Origin of the sequence: Vibrio sp. 10N.286.51.C3 (assembly GCF_003050065.1) — a bacterium.
GTDB lineage: Bacteria > Pseudomonadota > Gammaproteobacteria > Enterobacterales > Vibrionaceae > Vibrio > Vibrio crassostreae.
This window is the reverse complement of the sequence record NZ_PIGC01000023.1, coordinates 33,249-50,594: the sequence shown is the minus strand read 5'-3', so window position 1 is coordinate 50,594 and position 17,346 is coordinate 33,249. Positions and strand designations below refer to the sequence as shown.

Sequence of the window (17,346 nt, the reverse complement as noted above, 5' to 3'; positions counted from 1 at the left end):
ATGAGTGATGACACCTCCAGCCCCAAAAAACAAACTGGCGCAGACTATCTGCGTCAGATCCTGAGAGCGCCGGTTTACGAAGCGGCAATCGTAACACCTCTGCAAGAGATGCCGCGTTTAAGCGCGCGCATTGGTAATCAGGTTCAGCTAAAGCGAGAAGACCGTCAGCCGGTCCACTCGTTCAAGCTACGTGGTGCCTACAACATGGTATCAAGCCTTTCAGAGCAACAGAAAGCTGCTGGTGTGATTGCTGCATCGGCGGGTAACCACGCTCAAGGTATGGCGCTGTCCGGTTCTAAACTTGGTATTCAAACCACGATTGTGATGCCAAAAACCACTCCTGATATCAAGGTTGATGCGGTACGTGGCTTTGGCGGTAACGTGGTTCTGCACGGCAGCAACTTTGATGAAGCGAAGGCAGAGGCTGAACGCCTTTCTGCTGAACACGGCTACACCTTTGTGCCTCCATTTGATCACCCATTGGTGATCGCTGGACAAGGCACTATGGGCATGGAGATGCTGCAGCAGAATGGTCACATGGATTACATCTTTGTGCCTGTTGGTGGCGGTGGCTTAGCTGCTGGTGTTGCTGTGCTGGTTAAACAGCTGATGCCAGAAATTAAAGTCATCGCGGTTGAACCAGAAGACTCATCTTGCTTGAAAGCAGCTCTCGATGCCGGTGAGCCAGTGGTACTGGATCAGGTCAGCATGTTTGCAGATGGCGTTGCGGTTAAGCGCATTGGCGAAGAGACCTTCCGCCTATGCCAACAGTACATCGATGGTCATATTGCCGTGTCTAGCGATGAGATCTGCTCTGCGGTAAAAGACATCTTTGAAGACACTCGTGCGATTGCTGAACCTTCGGGAGCGCTGGCTCTGGCTGGTCTCAAGAAGTTTGCTGAGCAGAACCAACTGCAAGGCAAGCAACTGGCAACGGTACTGTCTGGTGCTAACACCAACTTCCACGGTTTGCGCTATGTGTCTGAACGTTGTGAGTTGGGCGAAAAACGAGAAGGTCTACTTGCGGTGACTATTCCAGAGCGACAAGGTGCATTCCTAGAGTTCTGTAATATTATTGGCGGCCGAGCGGTGACGGAGTTTAACTACCGCCACAACGACGAAAGCCTAGCGAATATCTTCGTTGGTGTACGTCTGCAAGGTGGTCAAGAAGAGCTCGATCACATCATTAATGACCTACGTGAAGGCGGCTACCCAGTTGTCGATCTGTCTGATGATGAGATGGCAAAACTGCACATTCGCTACATGATTGGCGGCAAACCATCGAAGCCACTGCAAGAACGTCTGTACAGCTTCGAGTTTCCAGAATATCCAGGTGCATTGATTAAATTCCTTGATACCTTAGGTACTCACTGGAATATCAGCCTGTTCAATTATCGTAACCACGGCGCCGATTACGGTCGCGTATTGTGTGGCTTCGAACTTGGTGATGATGATTTGGCTCAGTTCTCGACACACCTACGAGAGCTTGGCTATCAGTGTAAAGACGAAACCGATAACCCTTCTTACAAGTTCTTCTTGTCTTAAGAGTTAAGCTATCGAACCAAAAAGAGCGAGTTTTTACTCGCTCTTTTTATTGGCGACAATTCAGGCCAAGCACCCAAAAGATCACTTTCAAATCGATCATTAGATCGCCTTACGATGATCCAACCAATCTTGGTGAAGTTGCTCACTCGATCCTAGGTACTTCACCATCCATTCGATCAATTTATGGTTATCGTCTTTTCGCCACACCAAACAACAATGGCTCTGCGGGCTTGGTTCAGGCAAGATTTTCTCCACCAGCAAACCCTGCTCAATAATAGGAGCAGCGATATGTCTTGGCATGTAGCCCACTCCAACACCATTCTTAAGGCACTCAATCGCACTATACCAGTTAGGTAACAACAAGCGCCTTTGGTTGCCATAATGGCCGGTGTGGCGTTTAGGCAGTACGCTAGAGGTGTCATCCAAACAGATTGCAGGGAACTGACTCACGAATTCTTCATTGAGGTTTTGCTCTCGCACACACGGGTGACTTGGCGACATCACAAACGCCCAGTCCAAGCGCCCCATATCTTTCACCTCAAAGTCACCACCAACTGGAATCGCAGAAGTAGCACCAATAACAATATCCGCTCTGCCCTGTGCAATGGCTTCCCAAGAGCCGTTGAACACCTCCATGTTGATCTGGAGCTCTGCAAACTCAAAGGTTTGGTAGAACTCTTCAATCATCGGCTTCATCTTATCGAGCTTAACCACGTTATCGAGCGTTAGGCGCAAGGTTTTCTTCCAACCACGCGCTGCTCGTCGAGTCTGGGCACTGACCTCTTCCATCTGTCTGAGCAATGCACGAGCCTCTTCAATGAACAACTCACCTGCAGGTGTCAGCTCTACCTTTCTCGGTAAACGCCTGAAAAGTAGCACATCCAGTTCTTGCTCAACCTGTCTAACACCGTAGCTGATCGCCGATGGTACTTTGTGCAACTGTTCAGCAGCTGCGGTAAAACTACCCAAGCGCGCCACTGTGTCGAGCATTTCTAAAGAGGATTTAGAGAACATAAGCCTTCAAATTTTTTGATTGATAACCACATATTTTAGCGTTTTATTTTATCAGGTCTGAAAAATAGAATGTCAACATAAATAAACAGGGGCTTTCACCTCTGTATATCAAACAATTTTTTTGATGATAAAAACATCATTACCTTTAGCTTAATGGCATCTTATGAATATTTCTAAATTTCAATTGGTCTACCTTGCTGTTCTTTCAATGCTTGGCTTTATTGCGACCGATATGTACCTTCCTGCATTTAAGGCAATGGAAGTTGATTTCGCAACCGGCCCGGAGCAGATTGCTCTATCTCTAACCGTATTCCTTGGCGGTATGGCAATGGGTCAGCTTCTTTGGGGTCTGGCAAGTGACAAGTATGGTCACCGCAATACGCTGGCGGTTGGTCTTGTGATCTTTACGGCAGCTTCATTCGGCTTAGCATTCAGCACCGAGGTATGGCACCTACTGACACTACGATTCATTCAAGCAATCGGTGTATGTGCTCCGGCGGTAATCTGGCAAGCCATGGTTATCAAGCGTTACTCGCAAAGTAGCAGCCAGCAAATTTTTGCAACCATCATGCCTTTGGTTGCGTTATCTCCTGCACTAGCACCTCAGTTAGGTGTGTTACTGGCGGATAGCTTTGGCTGGCACAGTATCTTCATCACATTGACCTTGATGGGTGCACTGCTAGTTGCAACCACAATGGCTCAACCAAAAGAAGCACCTGAAGTAAAACAGACATCGATTAAGACAGACATCAAGATGCTTATTAAATCAAAGCCTTACATGGGTAATGTTTTAATGTTTGCTTCGGCATCTGCAGCGTTCTTCGCTTACCTAACGGGCATGCCAGAGATCATGGCTCAATTAGGCTACGAAGCAAAAGACATCGGTTTGAGCTTCATCCCACAAACGATCGCATTCATGGCGGGTGGTTACTTCGGTAAGCAAGCGGTGAAGAAGTATGGAGATGGCGTGGTGCTAAGAAATCTGATTGGTTTGTTCAGTGTTGCTGCAATGCTTATCTTCATCGCATCACAGTGGGAACTAACGTCAATCTGGCCTCTACTTGCACCTTTCTGTTTGATTGCTGTAGCAAATGGCGCACTTTACCCAATCGTAGTAAACCGTGCCCTATCAAGTGCCAAGCAAAGCCCAGCAACAGCTGCTGGTCTACAAAATAGTCTGCAAATCAGTATCAGTGGCCTATCAAGTGCATTGGTCGCGGCAATGGCTAGCCAAGCACTAAGCGCAACGGGTATTGCAGTTGTGATTTGTTTAGGTGCATTGTGGGTTGGCTATATTGTTTCGAACAAAGAGCTTTCTGAACACTTCGCGACACCAGACAACTCTCGAGTGGTCGCTGACGAGAAACAAGACTAGTTCCTAAGTTAACGAAAACAAAAAGAGCGAGATTACTCGCTCTTTTTTTATATCGATGGCTATTTAGAAAGAAACCAGTAGCTCTAACTAAATCATCTTGTTTATTACGGGACTACTTTTTCTTAGTTGGACGTTTCCAATCAGCAATCTTACGTTCTTTAGCACGGCTGATAACTAACTCATTTTCAGAAACATCGCGCGTTACTGTAGAGCCAGCACCAACGGTAGCACCATTACCAATCGTAACAGGCGCTATTAATTGGCTATCTGAACCAACGAATACGTCGTCGCCAATGATGGTCTTAAACTTATTCGCGCCATCGTAGTTACAAGTAATTGCACCCGCACCCACGTTTACACGCTGGCCAATTTCAGCATCGCCTAGATACGTTAAGTGGTTCGCTTTCGAACCCTCACCAAGACAAGTATTTTTCACTTCTACGAAGTTACCGACGTGCGAGTTATTACGCATGTCAGCGCCAGGACGTAGACGAGTAAAAGGACCAACCGTACAGTCTTCACCGACCGTTGCACCTTCAATTACGCTGTATGGACGCACGATGGTGTTGTCATCGATCTCACAGTCTTTCAAGACACAACCGGTGCCGATAACCACGTTGTCGCCAATGCTTACGCTGCCTTCGATGATAACATTAGTATCAATCTCAACATCCATACCGCACTGCAGTTCACCACGCAGATCAAAACGGCTTGGGTCGCGAAGCATTACGCCTTGCTTCAATAGCTTATCAGCTTGCTCAGCTTGGTAAGCGCGCTCTAGACGAGCAAGTTGAGAGCGGTCGTTCACGCCTTCCACTTCAATTGGGCTTACTGGGTGTACAGCTTCAACTGCACGACCTTCATCGTGAGCCGCAGCAATAACGTCAGTCAGGTAGTATTCGCCTTGTGCGTTGTCGTTACTTAGGCCAGACAACCAACGCTTCAGATCACCACCAGTAGCAACCATAACGCCGGTGTTGATCTCTTTGATAAGCTTCTGCTCATCGGTTGCATCTTTCTGCTCAACGATAGCCACAACAGGGCCATTACGACGAATAATACGTCCGTAGCCCATTGGGTTGTCTAACACGACCGTAAGTAGCGCGATGCCACCGTTTGGTTGGGCGTCTAATAGGTTTTCAATGGTTTCAGGTGAGATCAGTGGAACATCACCGTACAGTACCAATACTTTTTCATCATCAGCGAAATGTGCAGATGCTTGATCCACCGCGTGGCCTGTACCTAGCTGTTCAGCTTGCAGTGCCCAATTTACAGATTCTTCAGCTAGAGTAGCCTTCATCTGATCACCACCGTGGCCGTAAACCAGGTTGATATTTTGAGCGCCTAAACCATTACAGGTATCAATAACATGCTTCACCATTGGCTTACCTGCAAGTGTGTGCAGAACCTTTGGTGTGTTTGAATACATGCGAGTGCCTTTGCCCGCCGCGAGAATTACCGCGCTAAACTTCATTGTAAACCTATCCAACGTTATTTTTATTAAGCCGATATTGTAACCGTTTTTGGCCAAAAAATTAAATCGCAATAACCATTTAACCAGTAGTGATACGTAAAAGAAGCATTTTTGAGAATCTAAAAATGCAAAAAGGCGACCCTTAGGTCGCCTTTATCTCAGAGTCTATAATCTTAAAAAAGATTAACGACGCTGTTTTGTCAGTTCGATAACTCGTAACTGAGCAATGGCTTTAGCCAGTTCACCGGCCGCTTGTGCGAAGTCTATGTCGCCATGCTGATTTTGGATATTCTCCACAGCCTTGCGTTTAGCTTCTTCCGCCTTTGCTGCGTCTAGCTCTTCACCACGGATAGCTGTATCAGCCAGTACAGTCGCTGTACCAGGCTGAACTTCTACCATACCACCAGAAACATAAATGATTTCTTCGTGGCCGTGCTGCTTAACAATACGCACCATACCAGGCTTGATAGCGGTCAGCAGTGGAGTATGACCATGGAAAATACCAAGCTCACCCTCACTACCGGTCACCTGAAACGTCTCAACAAGGCCTGAGAAAATTTGTTTCTCTGCGCTTACAACGTCTAGGTGAAAGGTTATTGCTGCCATATCGCCTCCTAGTTAGCCTTATAGCTTCTTAGCATTCTCGATAGCTTCGTCAATTGCACCACAGTACATGAACGCTTGCTCTGGAATGTCATCGTATTCACCAGATAGAAGACCTTGGAAGCCACGTAGAGTCTCTTTAAGAGGTACGTAAACGCCTGGGTCACCTGTAAATACTTCCGCTACGTGGTAAGGCTGAGTTAGGAACTTCTCAATCTTACGAGCACGAGATACAACTTGCTTATCTTCTTCAGATAGCTCGTCCATACCTAGGATAGCAATGATATCTTTCAGCTCTTTATAGCGCTGAAGAGTAGACTGAACGCCACGAGCGATGTCGTAGTGCTCTTGTCCAACTACCAATGGATCCAGTTGACGTGAAGTAGAATCTAGCGGGTCGATCGCTGGGTAAAGACCCATAGATGCGATGTTACGGTTAAGTACAACCGTTGCATCCAAGTGAGCGAACGTTGTTGCTGGAGACGGGTCAGTCAAGTCATCCGCTGGTACGTATACCGCCTGTACAGACGTGATAGAACCAGATTTAGTTGACGTGATACGCTCTTGTAGAACACCCATTTCTTCAGCTAGTGTAGGTTGGTAACCTACCGCAGAAGGCATACGACCTAGAAGTGCTGATACTTCAGTACCTGCTAGTGTGTAACGGTAGATGTTATCAACGAACAGTAGAACGTCACGACCTTCGTCACGGAAGCGCTCTGCCATTGTTAGACCAGTCAGTGCAACACGTAGACGGTTACCTGGTGGCTCGTTCATCTGACCGTAAACCATCGCTACTTTTGATTCTTCAGGTTTTTCGATGTTTACAACACCTGCTTCCTGCATCTCAAAGTAGAAATCGTTACCTTCACGAGTACGCTCACCTACACCTGCAAATACAGATAGGCCTGAGTGTTGAAGTGCGATGTTGTTGATAAGTTCCATCATGTTAACGGTCTTACCTACACCAGCACCACCGAATAGACCGATTTTACCACCCTTAGCAAATGGACAAATCAAGTCGATTACTTTAACACCAGTTTCTAGAAGAGCTGTCTCGTTAGACTGCTCTTCGTAGCTTGGAGCTTCACGGTGAATTGCGTAATGCTCTTCAGCACCGATTTCACCACACTCATCAATCGCGTCACCTAGGACGTTCATGATACGACCCAATGTCTTAGTACCTACTGGTACTGAGATTGGAGCGCCAGTATTTTCAACTGTCAAACCACGACGTAAACCATCAGAGCTACCCATTACGATTGCGCGAACTACGCCACCGCCAAGTTGTTGCTGAACTTCAAGAACTAGACGTTCTTGTACTTCATTAACATTCAGAGCGTCGTATACACGAGGTACTTCACCCTGTGGGAACTCTACGTCGACTACCGCACCGATGATCTGTACGATCTTACCTGTAGCCATCGTTAATCCTCTAACTATTTAGTTTTACCTAAGCTTAAACCGCAGCTGCGCCTGAAACGATCTCAGAAAGTTCTTGTGTAATCGCCGCTTGACGCGCTTTGTTATACACAAGTTCTAAGTCATCAATAATGTCACCAGCGTTATCTGTTGCTGATTTCATTGCAATCATTCGAGCCGCTTGCTCACAAGCAAGGTTCTCTACCACACCTTGGTACACTTGAGATTCGACATAGCGAACCAATAGTGCATCTAGTAGTGGTTTTGGCTCGGGCTCATAAATGTAGTCCCAAGAATGACTGCGTTTCATTTCTTCGCTATCTGATTTAGGCAAAGGAAGTAATTGATCGATCGTTGGTTCTTGAACCATAGTGTTTTCAAACTTGTTGAACACTACGAACAGGCGATCTAATTCGCCTTCATCATATTTCTTCAGCATAACGCTTACAGAGCCAATCAAGTCTTCAAGGCTTGGACGATCGCCCAGACCAGAAACTTGAGCTGCTACTTTCGCGCCGCTGTTATTGAAAAATGCTGTCGCTTTAGAACCTACAATTGCAAGTTCAACGTCAGCACCTTTCTCAGACCAATCTTTCATGTCGTTCATGGCTTTCTTGAACAAGTTAATGTTCAAACCACCACAAAGACCACGGTCTGTAGAAACGATGATGTAACCAACACGTTTGGCTTCACGTTCCTCAAGATAAGGATGCTTATACTCGAGGCTACCATTAGCCAAATGACCGATCACTTTACGCATTGTTTCTGCATATGGACGAGTAGCTTCCATTGCGTCTTGAGAACGACGCATTTTTGAAGCTGCTACCATTTCCATTGCTTTCGTAATCTTCTGTGTGCTTTTAACACTACCGATTTTATTACGTATCTCTTTTGCGCCGGCCATCGTTACTCTCCGTTAATGGTATGAGGTGGCCCTAAGACCACCTACCAATTACCAGGTCTGGGTTGCCTTGAAATCGTCAACAAGCTTCTTCAGCTCAGCTTCGATTTCTTTATTGAAAGCACCCGTTGTGTCGATCTGTGTTGCTAGATCGGCATATTGACCACGAGCAAACGACAGTAAAGCAGCTTCAAAATCTAGAACTTTAGAAAGTTCAACGTCTTGAAGGTATCCACGCTCTGCAGCGAAGATTACTAGAGCTTGGTCAAATACAGACATAGGAGCGTATTGCTTCTGCTTCATCAGTTCTGTAACTTTTTGACCGTGGTCTAGCTGCTTCTTAGTCGCTTCATCAAGATCCGAAGAGAACTGAGCAAATGCTGCAAGTTCACGGTATTGAGCTAGAGCAGTACGGATACCGCCAGATAGCTTCTTGATGATTTTAGTCTGCGCCGAACCACCTACACGAGAAACTGAGATACCTGGATCAACAGCTGGACGTACGCCCGCGTTGAATAGCTCAGTTTGTAGGAAGATCTGACCATCAGTAATCGAGATTACGTTCGTTGGTACGAATGCAGATACGTCACCAGCTTGCGTTTCGATGATAGGAAGAGCAGTTAAAGAACCAGTCTTGCCTGTCACTTCGCCGTTAGTGAATTTTTCTACGTATGCTTCGCTTACACGAGCAGCACGCTCTAGTAGACGAGAGTGAAGGTAGAAAACATCACCTGGGAACGCTTCACGACCTGGTGGACGCTTAAGTAGTAGCGAGATTTGACGGTAAGCTACAGCTTGCTTAGATAGATCATCATAAACAATCAGTGCATCTTCACCGCGATCACGGAAGTATTCGCCCATCGCACAACCAGCATACGGTGCAAGGTATTGCAGCGCTGCAGATTCAGAAGCAGATGCAACAACAACAACAGTGTTTGCTAGTGCGCCGTGCTCTTCTAGTTTGCGAACTACGTTAGCAATAGTCGACGCTTTTTGGCCGATAGCTACGTAGATAGAGAAAATACCAGAATCTTTTTGGTTAATAATCGCATCGATCGCCATTGCTGTTTTACCAGTCTGACGGTCACCGATTACTAGTTCACGTTGACCACGACCGATAGGGATCATTGAGTCAACAGACTTGTAACCAGTTTGAACAGGTTGATCTACCGATTTACGGTCGATTACACCTGGTGCGATAATTTCTACAGGCGAAGTCAATTTAGCTTCGATTGGACCTTTACCATCAATTGGCTCACCTAGCGTGTTTACAACACGACCAAGCATTTCAGGACCTACTGGTACTTCTAGAATACGACCAGTACCTGTAACTTTCATGCCTTCCTGTAGGTCAGCATACGGGCCCATTACAACAGCACCAACCGAATCACGGTTCAAGTTTAGTGCTAGAGCGTAACGGCCACCCGGTAGTTCGATCATTTCACCTTGCATCACGTCCGCTAGGCCGTGGATGCTAAGGATGCCATCGCTTACAGAAACGATAGTACCTTCATTGCGAGCTTCACTAACAACGTCGAAAGATTCAATACGTTGTTTAATTAGATCGCTAATTTCAGTGGAATTAAGTTGCATGCTCCAATCCCCATTAAGACTGCAATGCATCGCTCAGGCGGTCTAAACGACTGCGCGCTGAGTTATCGATGACTAGGTCTCCGGCTCGAATAATAACTCCACTAAGTAGAGTCTCATCTATACTGCAATTCAGCTGAACTTTGCGCGCTAAGCGCTGTTCCAATTTGCTGCTGATCTCTGCGCATTGTTCTTCAGAAAGTTCTACCGCTGAAGTAACTTCAACGTCGATCTCTTTCTCATACTCTTTTTTGAGTATAAAGAACTCTTTACAAACATCAGGAAAAGCCATTAAGCGGCCATTCTCTGCCATCACTTTAATTAAGTTCTGACCGAATTCATCAAATTGTTCGCCACAAATTACAATGAATACTTCAGCTAATTTTTCAGCAGTCATAGAACCGCTTAATAAATTATGAACATCATCATTTTGTGCCACTTCGGCAGCAAAAGTAAGCATCTGACCCCATTGGTCTAGCTCACCTTTATCTACCGCAAAGTCAAACGCTGCTTTAGCATAGGGGCGTGCGATTGTAGTCAAATCAGACATATACAGCCCCTTGCTTTAAAGTTTTGCAGTAATGTTGTTAAGAAGATCATCGTGTACATCTTTATCGATTGTACGTTCAAGGATTTTCTCAGCACCAGCTATAGCCAGAGTTGCGACTTGTTTGCGCAGGTCATCACGGGCACGTGTACGCTCTGCTTCAATTTCTGCTTCAGCTTGCGCTAAGATTTTCTGGCGTTCTGCCTGAGCTTCTTCGCGTGCTTCATCAATAATTTGAGCTTTACGTTTGTTTGCCTGATCAATAACCTCAGTTGCAGTGCGCTTTGCTTCTTTCATTTGCTCAGAAGCGTTGGCTTGTGCCAGGTTCAAGTCTTTAGCAGCGCGTTCAGCGGCTACTAGACCGTCAGCAATTTTTTTCTGACGTTCTTCAATTGCTTGCATGATTGGTGGCCATACATATTTCATGCAGAACCAAACAAACAATGAAAAAGCAATTGCTTGACCTAACAGAGTTGCGTTCATATTCACAACAGCTACCCCTCGTTAAGAATCAACTACAAAAATTTAATTAACTATTGAGAGTTAATTAGCCTGCTAGTTGACCAACAAATGGGTTAGCAAACGTGAATAGTAGTGCGATTACGATACCGATCATTGGAACAGCATCCAGTAGACCAGCGATGATGAACATCTTAACTTGTAGCATTGGAGCCATTTCAGGTTGACGCGCAGCGCCTTCTAGGAATTTACCACCAAGAATAGCAAAACCAATTGCAGTACCTACGGCACAAAGACCAACAATAATAGCAACAGCGATTGCTGAAAAACTTAGTACAGTTTCCATTTACGTTCTCCGATTAACATTAATAGTTAGAATAAAGCTTAAAAATTTTTTTTAGTGATCACTATCTTCATGAGCCATTGATAAGTAAACGATTGTCAACATCATGAAAACAAACGCTTGAATCAAAATAACCAAGATATGGAAGATAGCCCAAGGTAGTGCACCTACCCATTGTAAGTACCACGGTAGCATTGCCGCGATAAGAATAAACACCACCTCACCCGCAAACATATTACCAAATAAACGCATACCTAGAGATAGTGGCTTCGCTAATAACGAAATTACCTCAAGTACCAAGTTAAATGGAATCATGATTGGGTGATTAAATGGATGCAGTGCCAATTCTTTAGCAAATCCGCCTAGACCTTTCACTTTGATGCTGTAGTAGATCATCAGAGCAAAAACACCTAAAGCCATTGCCATTGTTATATTTACATCAGCTGTAGGAACCACTTTCAAGTAAGGGATACCTAGCCAATGCTCTGCAGGATATGGTAAGAAATCGATAGGCACTAGGTCCATCAAGTTCATTAAGATAATCCAGCAGAATATAGTCAGTGCTAGTGGGGCAATCAGAGGGTTGCGGCCATGGAAAGTTTCTTTAACGTTGTCACCAACGAATTCCACTACCATTTCAACAAAACACTGAAGCTTACCAGGTACACCTACTGTTGCTTTCTTAGCGACTGAGCGAAAAACCCAAAGGAATAACATCCCTGTCAACACCGAAAAAAACAGACTGTCTATATGTACGTTCCAGAAACTTGTCTCCTCTACAAGACCAAACTTAGCTAAAGAAAGGTTTTGTAAGTGGTGTTCAATGTATCCGGATGCTGTTGGCGCAGCCATAACTCATCCTATTTTTTATTGTTAATGAAAAGCACTGGCGCAAAGATATTAATACCTAGAACCAGTAAATAGGTCAGTTTGAGGGGAACTAATTCCACCTGCATATACATGTAGACAATAGAGAATAGTAAAACTGTGATAAGGATTTTTAGCGCTTCGCCTGCATAGAACGACGCCGCAACTAACTTAGTTGCACGAGCTCCACTAAATAGGAAAGCACACACACAAAAAACTGCATTTGCGATGACAAAAATACCGCCACCGATTAATGCAGCAAAACCCCAATCAGGATTAACAGCTAAACCTAACCCTATCGCCACTAATATAACCGCGCTAAGCTCGATCAATAACATTTGCTTTGCAAGCACTCGTCCTGGTCTTGCTAACGCCGCTACCATGTATTCGTTCCTCTTTTAAGCCTTCTTTACTACTCGCTTAAAAGCGTGCTGAGAAATTGGCGAAAATTATACGTTCAGCCAAATTGATTGCAATAACAACGCAGCAATCATTTACATTTTTGCATACAAACCGACAACTTTTGTACGAAATTACTTGTTTATTACATAATTGACCTAAATCAATTATCTCATTTAGTACTCTAGTTTAGCAATAAGTTGCTCTAATTTGTGAGGCTCATCAAGAGTAATCGTCACTTTTGACTTACCACTAACAGAACGAGTAACTGAAACGTTTGCTTGCAATTTTTCCGTGAGTCTTCGTGAAAGTTCGATAGCTTCTGTGTCTTCAGGCTTCGATTCAGCTTCAACGTCTGGTTTTAAACACTTTTTGACAAGTTGCTCAGTTTGACGCACGGTCATTTTTTTGGTTGCCGCAGTATTTGCTGCTTCAACCTGGGTATCACCTTCAAGCGCAAGCAGTGCTCGAGCATGCCCCATTTCCAGTTGTTTATTGGAAACTAAACCTTTCACTTCATTTTCGAGCTGATTTAGACGTAATAAGTTACTCACCGTTGCTCTCGATTTACCGATCACATCAGCGACTTGTTGGTGTGTCAGCTCAAATTCGTTCTGTAGGCGCTCTAGCGCTTGTGCTTCTTCGATAACATTCAGATCTTCACGCTGAATATTCTCAATCAACGCCATCGCGATAGCGGCTTTGTCTTCGACTCTCTTGACCAAACATGGCACTTGTTTAAGGCCAGCTTGACGAGCCGCTCTCCAACGACGTTCACCAGCAATAATCTCGAACTGGTCGTGCGCCAATGGGCGAACTACGATCGGTTGGATAATGCCTTGAGATTGAATTGATGCTGCCAGCTCTTCTAGCGCTTCAGGCGCAATATCCTTACGCGGTTGATATACACCAGGCTTCAAGCAACCAACAGCCAGTTCAATAAGCTCACCATCAGCCGACAACGCCTGACTATGAGAAGCAACTTGCTGTTTTTCACGAGCCAATGAGCTAGTTGCAAGCAATGCATCTAGCCCTTTTCCTAAACCACGCTTAGACATTGAGCGAATTCCTTTGGTTGGACCTATACTGGGACTTCTTCACGACGCAACATTTCGCCAGCAAGAGCAAGGTAAGCCTTAGCTCCTGCGGAATATTTGTCGTAGTACATTGCTGGCTTGCCGTGACTCGGGGCTTCTGCCAGACGCACATTTCTAGGGATCACAGTTCGGTAGACTTTGCTACCAAAGTGTTTTTTGAGTTGATCAGATACTTCGTTCGATAAGCGGTTGCGAGGATCGTACATAGTACGCAGAAGACCTTCGATCTTCAGGTTCTCGTTTACAACAGCCGCTAGCTTACTGATGGTATCCATCAATGCAGTCAAACCTTCCAAAGCAAAGTATTCACATTGCATAGGAACCAATACGGAGTCGGCCGCAGCCATCGCGTTGATTGTAAGAAGGTTTAATGAGGGTGGGCAATCAATAAAGATGAAATCATAGTTATTGCGAATGGATTCGAGTGCATTTTTTAAACGAACTTCACGAGCAAACACTTCCATCAGCTTGATTTCTGCCGCAGTAACATCACCGTTAGCGGCGATGAGGTCATAATTGCCAGATGTACTCCGGCAAACTACCTCATCAAATGGGGTGTCTTCAACCAACAAATCGTAAGCAGTTGCTTCAACTTGATACTTGTCGACACCGCTCGCCATAGTGGCATTACCTTGAGGATCGAGGTCAACAACCAATATCTTGCGTTTTGTTGCCGCCATTGATGCTGCTAAATTAATGCAAGTTGTTGTTTTTCCTACGCCGCCCTTTTGGTTGGCAATTGCTACGATTCTACCCACTATGGCCTCGCTGATTATCCCTGACGCGATAAAGTAACTAGATGACGCTCTCCATCAAGCTCTGGCACTTGCAAAGCTTTAATGTCTGTCACTGAACACCATTCAGGTAACAGGTCGATTTCGTCTCTAGGATGTTGTCCCTTAAGAGCCAAAAATACACCGGATTGCTCTTTAGGTAAATGGTGACACCACTCTACCATGTCTGTCATTGACGCAAATGCACGACTGAGCACTGCATCAAACTTTTCTTCTGGTTGAAATTCTTCAACGCGACTTTGAACCGGTACCACGTTGTCGATACCCAGCTCATGAATCACCTGTTTGATAAAACGAATACGCTTACCTAAGCTGTCTAGCAAGTAAAACTCGCAGTCTGGATTCATGATTGAGAGCGGAATCCCAGGAAGACCAGGCCCCGTGCCAACATCGATAAAGCGCTTACCTTGTAAGTGAGTGCTAACAATGATGCTATCTAAGATATGTTTCACCATCATTTCTTGCGGGTCACGAACTGACGTTAGGTTATAAGCTTTGTTCCACTTATTCAGTAACTCAACGTAGCCAACCAACTGGCCACGTTGCTTTTCAGATACTTCAAGTTCAGTCTGGCCAATCAGGTGATCCAGTTTTTCGCGTAATACGCTCATTATGCTTCCTCACCTTTTTTCAACAGGCCGTGTTTTTTCAAGTAAACCAATAGAATTGAGATTGCTGCAGGTGTGATACCTGAAATTCGCGAAGCAATACCAATTGAGTCAGGCTTAGCTGTCGTTAATTTAAGAACCACTTCGTTAGAAAGTCCTTTTACCTTGCTGTAATCGATATCAGCAGGCAGTTTGGTGTTTTCATGACGCAGTGATTTTTCAATTTCGTCTTGTTGGCGCTGAATGTAACCATCGTACTTCACTTGGATCTCAACTTGCTCAGATGCTTGTTGATCTTCCAGTGCAGGACCAAAACGATCCAATGCAGTTAACTGTGAATAAGTCATTTCAGGACGACGAAGAAGATCTTCACCGCTCGCTTCACGAGACATTGGTGTTTTAAGAATTTGGTTCAGTTGATCAATATCTTCAGATTTTGGGTTAATCCAAGTCTCTTTCAGACGTTGACGCTCTTTCTCCATGTTTTCCATCTTCTCGTTGAAACGAGCCCAACGAGCATCGTCGACTAGGCCAAGTTCACGCGACTTTTCAGTCAAGCGGATATCGGCATTGTCTTCACGAAGCAGCAAACGGTATTCCGCACGAGACGTAAACATGCGGTAAGGTTCTTTGGTACCCATGGTAGATAAGTCGTCAATAAGCACGCCCATGTAAGCTTGGTCACGACGCGGACTCCAGCCTTCTTTGCCTTGAGTAAACAAACTTGCGTTCAGACCCGCCATCAGGCCTTGTGCTGCTGCTTCTTCGTAGCCAGTGGTACCGTTGATTTGACCCGCGAAGAATAGACCTTTGATAAACTTAGTTTCGTAAGTCAGCTTAAGGTCGCGAGGATCAAAGAAATCGTACTCAATCGCATAGCCAGGGCGAACGATATGAGCATTTTCAAAACCCTTCATCGAACGAACAATTTGAACCTGTACATCAAACGGCAGACTGGTAGAGATACCATTCGGGTATAGCTCATGAGTCGTTAGACCTTCGGGCTCAATAAAAATTTGGTGACTGTTCTTGTCAGCAAAACGCATTACTTTGTCTTCAATCGAAGGACAGTAACGAGGACCAATTCCTTCAATCACACCTGCGTACATCGGGCTGCGCTCAAGGTTGGCGCGAATCACGTCATGCGTATTTTCATTGGTATGCGTGATGTAACATGGAATTTGACGAGGTTGTTGAGCTCGGCTACCCATGAACGAGAAAACAGGTGTCGGGTTATCACCGTGCTGAACCTCAAGCTCAGAAAAATCAACGCTACGCGCATCGATACGAGGAGGTGTACCTGTTTTCAGGCGATCAACTCGGAATGGAAGATCACGAAGACGGTCAGCCAGTGCGATCGATGGTGGATCGCCAGCACGGCCGCCCGAAGAACTTTCCATACCAATATGGATCTTGCCGCCTAGGAATGTGCCCACAGTCAGAACCACAGCGCTTGCGCGGAACTTAAGGCCCATTTGTGTAACCACACCTACCACTTGATCCTGTTCAACGATCAAGTCATCAACCGACTGTTGGAACAAAGTCAGGTTTGGCGTGTTTTCAAGAACGTTGCGAACAAAGGCTTTGTAAAGTGCGCGGTCAGCTTGTGCACGAGTAGCACGAACCGCAGGGCCTTTTGATGCATTCAATGTTCTGAACTGAATACCTGCATGATCAATAGCTTGCGCCATTAATCCACCCATTGCATCGACCTCTTTTACCAAGTGGCCCTTACCGATCCCGCCAATGGCTGGGTTACAAGACATTTGTCCTAGTGTATCGATATTATGAGTAAGTAATAACGTACTTTGACCAGTACGTGCAGATGCGAGTGCGGCTTCCGTTCCTGCATGGCCACCACCAACAACGATGACGTCAAATTTTTCGTGATAAAGCATGAACCGACCTCAGGTATTCAAACGTTTTCTAGATTGATAAAAAGGAGCGATATTCTACCTGTTTTCATAGCCTGAGAAAACGTTTTTGGGATTTTTCGAAAAAGCTGTTTTTAATTAATATAGATAAGATCTTTAAGGAGATCTTTTATTAGATCTATTATTAGGATCGAGGGTATCTGTGGATAAGTCGAAAATGATCAACGAGATCATGGATCTTTTTTGGATCAAATGATGTGATCTAACTTTGATCAGGATGAGGATTAGCTGGGATCAAAATGGCTACTTATTCACAGGAGGAAATTAACCTAAAACTTGTTATTTGGATAACTATAGGTTAATCACCGTATATGTATGATCTTATCCACAGCAGAAATTGAAAATAGATCGCTAATTTTCGATGTTTTTGAAAA

At 45.0% G+C, this 17,346-nt stretch carries 17 protein-coding genes; 2 read left to right on the top strand and 15 right to left on the bottom strand.

The genetic code is table 11. From position 1 onward, the window contains the following. Positions 1–1,545 (top strand): threonine ammonia-lyase, biosynthetic, encoded by a 1,545-nt coding sequence (gene ilvA, locus CWO27_RS20530; RefSeq protein WP_107899435.1) that lies wholly within the window; start codon positions 1–3, stop codon positions 1,543–1,545. Between the two features lie 99 nt (positions 1,546–1,644). Here the strand turns inward: ilvA and punR are convergent, their stop codons facing one another. After that, positions 1,645–2,559, bottom strand: coding sequence for a DNA-binding transcriptional activator PunR (punR, locus tag CWO27_RS20525; RefSeq protein ID WP_048657821.1), 915 nt, complete (start codon positions 2,557–2,559; stop codon positions 1,645–1,647). Positions 2,560–2,722: 163 nt separating this feature from the next. On the opposite strand from punR, the gene punC reads away from it, so the two are divergent. Continuing rightward, positions 2,723–3,934 carry a purine nucleoside transporter PunC gene (gene punC / locus CWO27_RS20520; RefSeq protein ID WP_102480826.1) on the top strand — a complete coding sequence of 404 codons (1,212 nt, stop codon included), beginning with the start codon at positions 2,723–2,725 and terminating at the stop codon, positions 3,932–3,934. A 112-nt stretch (positions 3,935–4,046) separates the two neighbouring features. Here the strand turns inward: punC and glmU are convergent, their stop codons facing one another. The 14 genes from glmU to mnmG all read right to left on the bottom strand — a co-directional run bounded on the left by glmU (position 4,047) and on the right by mnmG (position 16,936). After that, positions 4,047–5,408: a bifunctional UDP-N-acetylglucosamine diphosphorylase/glucosamine-1-phosphate N-acetyltransferase GlmU gene (glmU, locus tag CWO27_RS20515; RefSeq protein ID WP_048662695.1), complete on the bottom strand. Its 1,362-nt coding sequence runs from the start codon at positions 5,406–5,408 to the stop codon at positions 4,047–4,049. Between the two features lie 183 nt (positions 5,409–5,591). After that, complete coding sequence (locus CWO27_RS20510; protein WP_004735742.1) at positions 5,592–6,014, bottom strand: F0F1 ATP synthase subunit epsilon; 423 nt, start codon at positions 6,012–6,014, stop codon at positions 5,592–5,594. Between the two features lie 18 nt (positions 6,015–6,032). Continuing rightward, positions 6,033–7,436 (bottom strand): F0F1 ATP synthase subunit beta, encoded by a 1,404-nt coding sequence (gene atpD, locus CWO27_RS20505; RefSeq protein ID WP_048610850.1) that lies wholly within the window; start codon positions 7,434–7,436, stop codon positions 6,033–6,035. Positions 7,437–7,470: 34 nt separating this feature from the next. Beyond that, positions 7,471–8,337 carry a F0F1 ATP synthase subunit gamma gene (atpG, locus tag CWO27_RS20500; protein WP_016794171.1) on the bottom strand — a complete coding sequence of 289 codons (867 nt, stop codon included), beginning with the start codon at positions 8,335–8,337 and terminating at the stop codon, positions 7,471–7,473. 48 nt (positions 8,338–8,385) lie between these two features. Then, the gene (atpA, locus tag CWO27_RS20495; RefSeq protein ID WP_010433235.1) at positions 8,386–9,927 is read right to left on the bottom strand and encodes a F0F1 ATP synthase subunit alpha; all 1,542 of its coding nucleotides are present in this window, start codon (positions 9,925–9,927) and stop codon (positions 8,386–8,388) included. Positions 9,928–9,940: 13 nt separating this feature from the next. Continuing rightward, positions 9,941–10,474 carry a F0F1 ATP synthase subunit delta gene (gene atpH / locus CWO27_RS20490; RefSeq protein WP_048618352.1) on the bottom strand — a complete coding sequence of 178 codons (534 nt, stop codon included), beginning with the start codon at positions 10,472–10,474 and terminating at the stop codon, positions 9,941–9,943. 15 nt (positions 10,475–10,489) lie between these two features. After that, positions 10,490–10,960, bottom strand: a complete 471-nt coding sequence (gene atpF / locus CWO27_RS20485) for a F0F1 ATP synthase subunit B (protein WP_010433231.1) — start codon at positions 10,958–10,960, stop codon at positions 10,490–10,492. A 58-nt stretch (positions 10,961–11,018) separates the two neighbouring features. Continuing rightward, the gene (atpE, locus tag CWO27_RS20480; protein WP_004411110.1) at positions 11,019–11,276 is read right to left on the bottom strand and encodes a F0F1 ATP synthase subunit C; all 258 of its coding nucleotides are present in this window, start codon (positions 11,274–11,276) and stop codon (positions 11,019–11,021) included. Between the two features lie 51 nt (positions 11,277–11,327). After that, on the bottom strand, positions 11,328–12,125 hold the full coding sequence (gene atpB / locus CWO27_RS20475) for a F0F1 ATP synthase subunit A (protein WP_017632650.1): 798 nt from the start codon (positions 12,123–12,125) through the stop codon (positions 11,328–11,330). Between the two features lie 8 nt (positions 12,126–12,133). Then, positions 12,134–12,523, bottom strand: a complete 390-nt coding sequence (locus CWO27_RS20470; protein ID WP_017058798.1) for a F0F1 ATP synthase subunit I — start codon at positions 12,521–12,523, stop codon at positions 12,134–12,136. Between the two features lie 192 nt (positions 12,524–12,715). Continuing rightward, positions 12,716–13,597 carry a ParB/RepB/Spo0J family partition protein gene (locus CWO27_RS20465; RefSeq protein WP_048662696.1) on the bottom strand — a complete coding sequence of 294 codons (882 nt, stop codon included), beginning with the start codon at positions 13,595–13,597 and terminating at the stop codon, positions 12,716–12,718. 23 nt (positions 13,598–13,620) lie between these two features. Beyond that, positions 13,621–14,394 (bottom strand): ParA family protein, encoded by a 774-nt coding sequence (locus CWO27_RS20460; RefSeq protein WP_019825554.1) that lies wholly within the window; start codon positions 14,392–14,394, stop codon positions 13,621–13,623. Positions 14,395–14,408: 14 nt separating this feature from the next. Beyond that, the gene (gene rsmG, locus CWO27_RS20455) at positions 14,409–15,041 is read right to left on the bottom strand and encodes a 16S rRNA (guanine(527)-N(7))-methyltransferase RsmG (protein WP_017107525.1); all 633 of its coding nucleotides are present in this window, start codon (positions 15,039–15,041) and stop codon (positions 14,409–14,411) included. Next, positions 15,041–16,936 carry a tRNA uridine-5-carboxymethylaminomethyl(34) synthesis enzyme MnmG gene (gene mnmG, locus CWO27_RS20450; RefSeq protein WP_102432389.1) on the bottom strand — a complete coding sequence of 632 codons (1,896 nt, stop codon included), beginning with the start codon at positions 16,934–16,936 and terminating at the stop codon, positions 15,041–15,043. Before mnmG ends, rsmG begins: the two co-directional genes overlap by 1 nt. Positions 16,937–17,346 lie beyond the last annotated feature (410 nt).

Coding starts and splice junctions, on each gene's coding strand:
- CWO27_RS20465 (WP_048662696.1), bottom strand. CDS start 13,597: ATGTCTAAGCGTGGTTTAGGAAAAGGGCTAGATGCATTGCTTGCAACT.
- punR (WP_048657821.1), bottom strand. CDS start 2,559: ATGTTCTCTAAATCCTCTTTAGAAATGCTCGACACAGTGGCGCGCTTG.
- CWO27_RS20510 (WP_004735742.1), bottom strand. CDS start 6,014: ATGGCAGCAATAACCTTTCACCTAGACGTTGTAAGCGCAGAGAAACAA.
- atpD (WP_048610850.1), bottom strand. CDS start 7,436: ATGGCTACAGGTAAGATCGTACAGATCATCGGTGCGGTAGTCGACGTA.
- glmU (WP_048662695.1), bottom strand. CDS start 5,408: ATGAAGTTTAGCGCGGTAATTCTCGCGGCGGGCAAAGGCACTCGCATG.
- atpB (WP_017632650.1), bottom strand. CDS start 12,125: ATGGCTGCGCCAACAGCATCCGGATACATTGAACACCACTTACAAAAC.
- ilvA (WP_107899435.1), top strand. CDS start 1: ATGAGTGATGACACCTCCAGCCCCAAAAAACAAACTGGCGCAGACTAT.
- punC (WP_102480826.1), top strand. CDS start 2,723: ATGAATATTTCTAAATTTCAATTGGTCTACCTTGCTGTTCTTTCAATG.
- CWO27_RS20470 (WP_017058798.1), bottom strand. CDS start 12,523: ATGGTAGCGGCGTTAGCAAGACCAGGACGAGTGCTTGCAAAGCAAATG.
- atpG (WP_016794171.1), bottom strand. CDS start 8,337: ATGGCCGGCGCAAAAGAGATACGTAATAAAATCGGTAGTGTTAAAAGC.
- atpH (WP_048618352.1), bottom strand. CDS start 10,474: ATGTCTGATTTGACTACAATCGCACGCCCCTATGCTAAAGCAGCGTTT.
- atpA (WP_010433235.1), bottom strand. CDS start 9,927: ATGCAACTTAATTCCACTGAAATTAGCGATCTAATTAAACAACGTATT.
- atpE (WP_004411110.1), bottom strand. CDS start 11,276: ATGGAAACTGTACTAAGTTTTTCAGCAATCGCTGTTGCTATTATTGTT.
- mnmG (WP_102432389.1), bottom strand. CDS start 16,936: ATGCTTTATCACGAAAAATTTGACGTCATCGTTGTTGGTGGTGGCCAT.
- rsmG (WP_017107525.1), bottom strand. CDS start 15,041: ATGAGCGTATTACGCGAAAAACTGGATCACCTGATTGGCCAGACTGAA.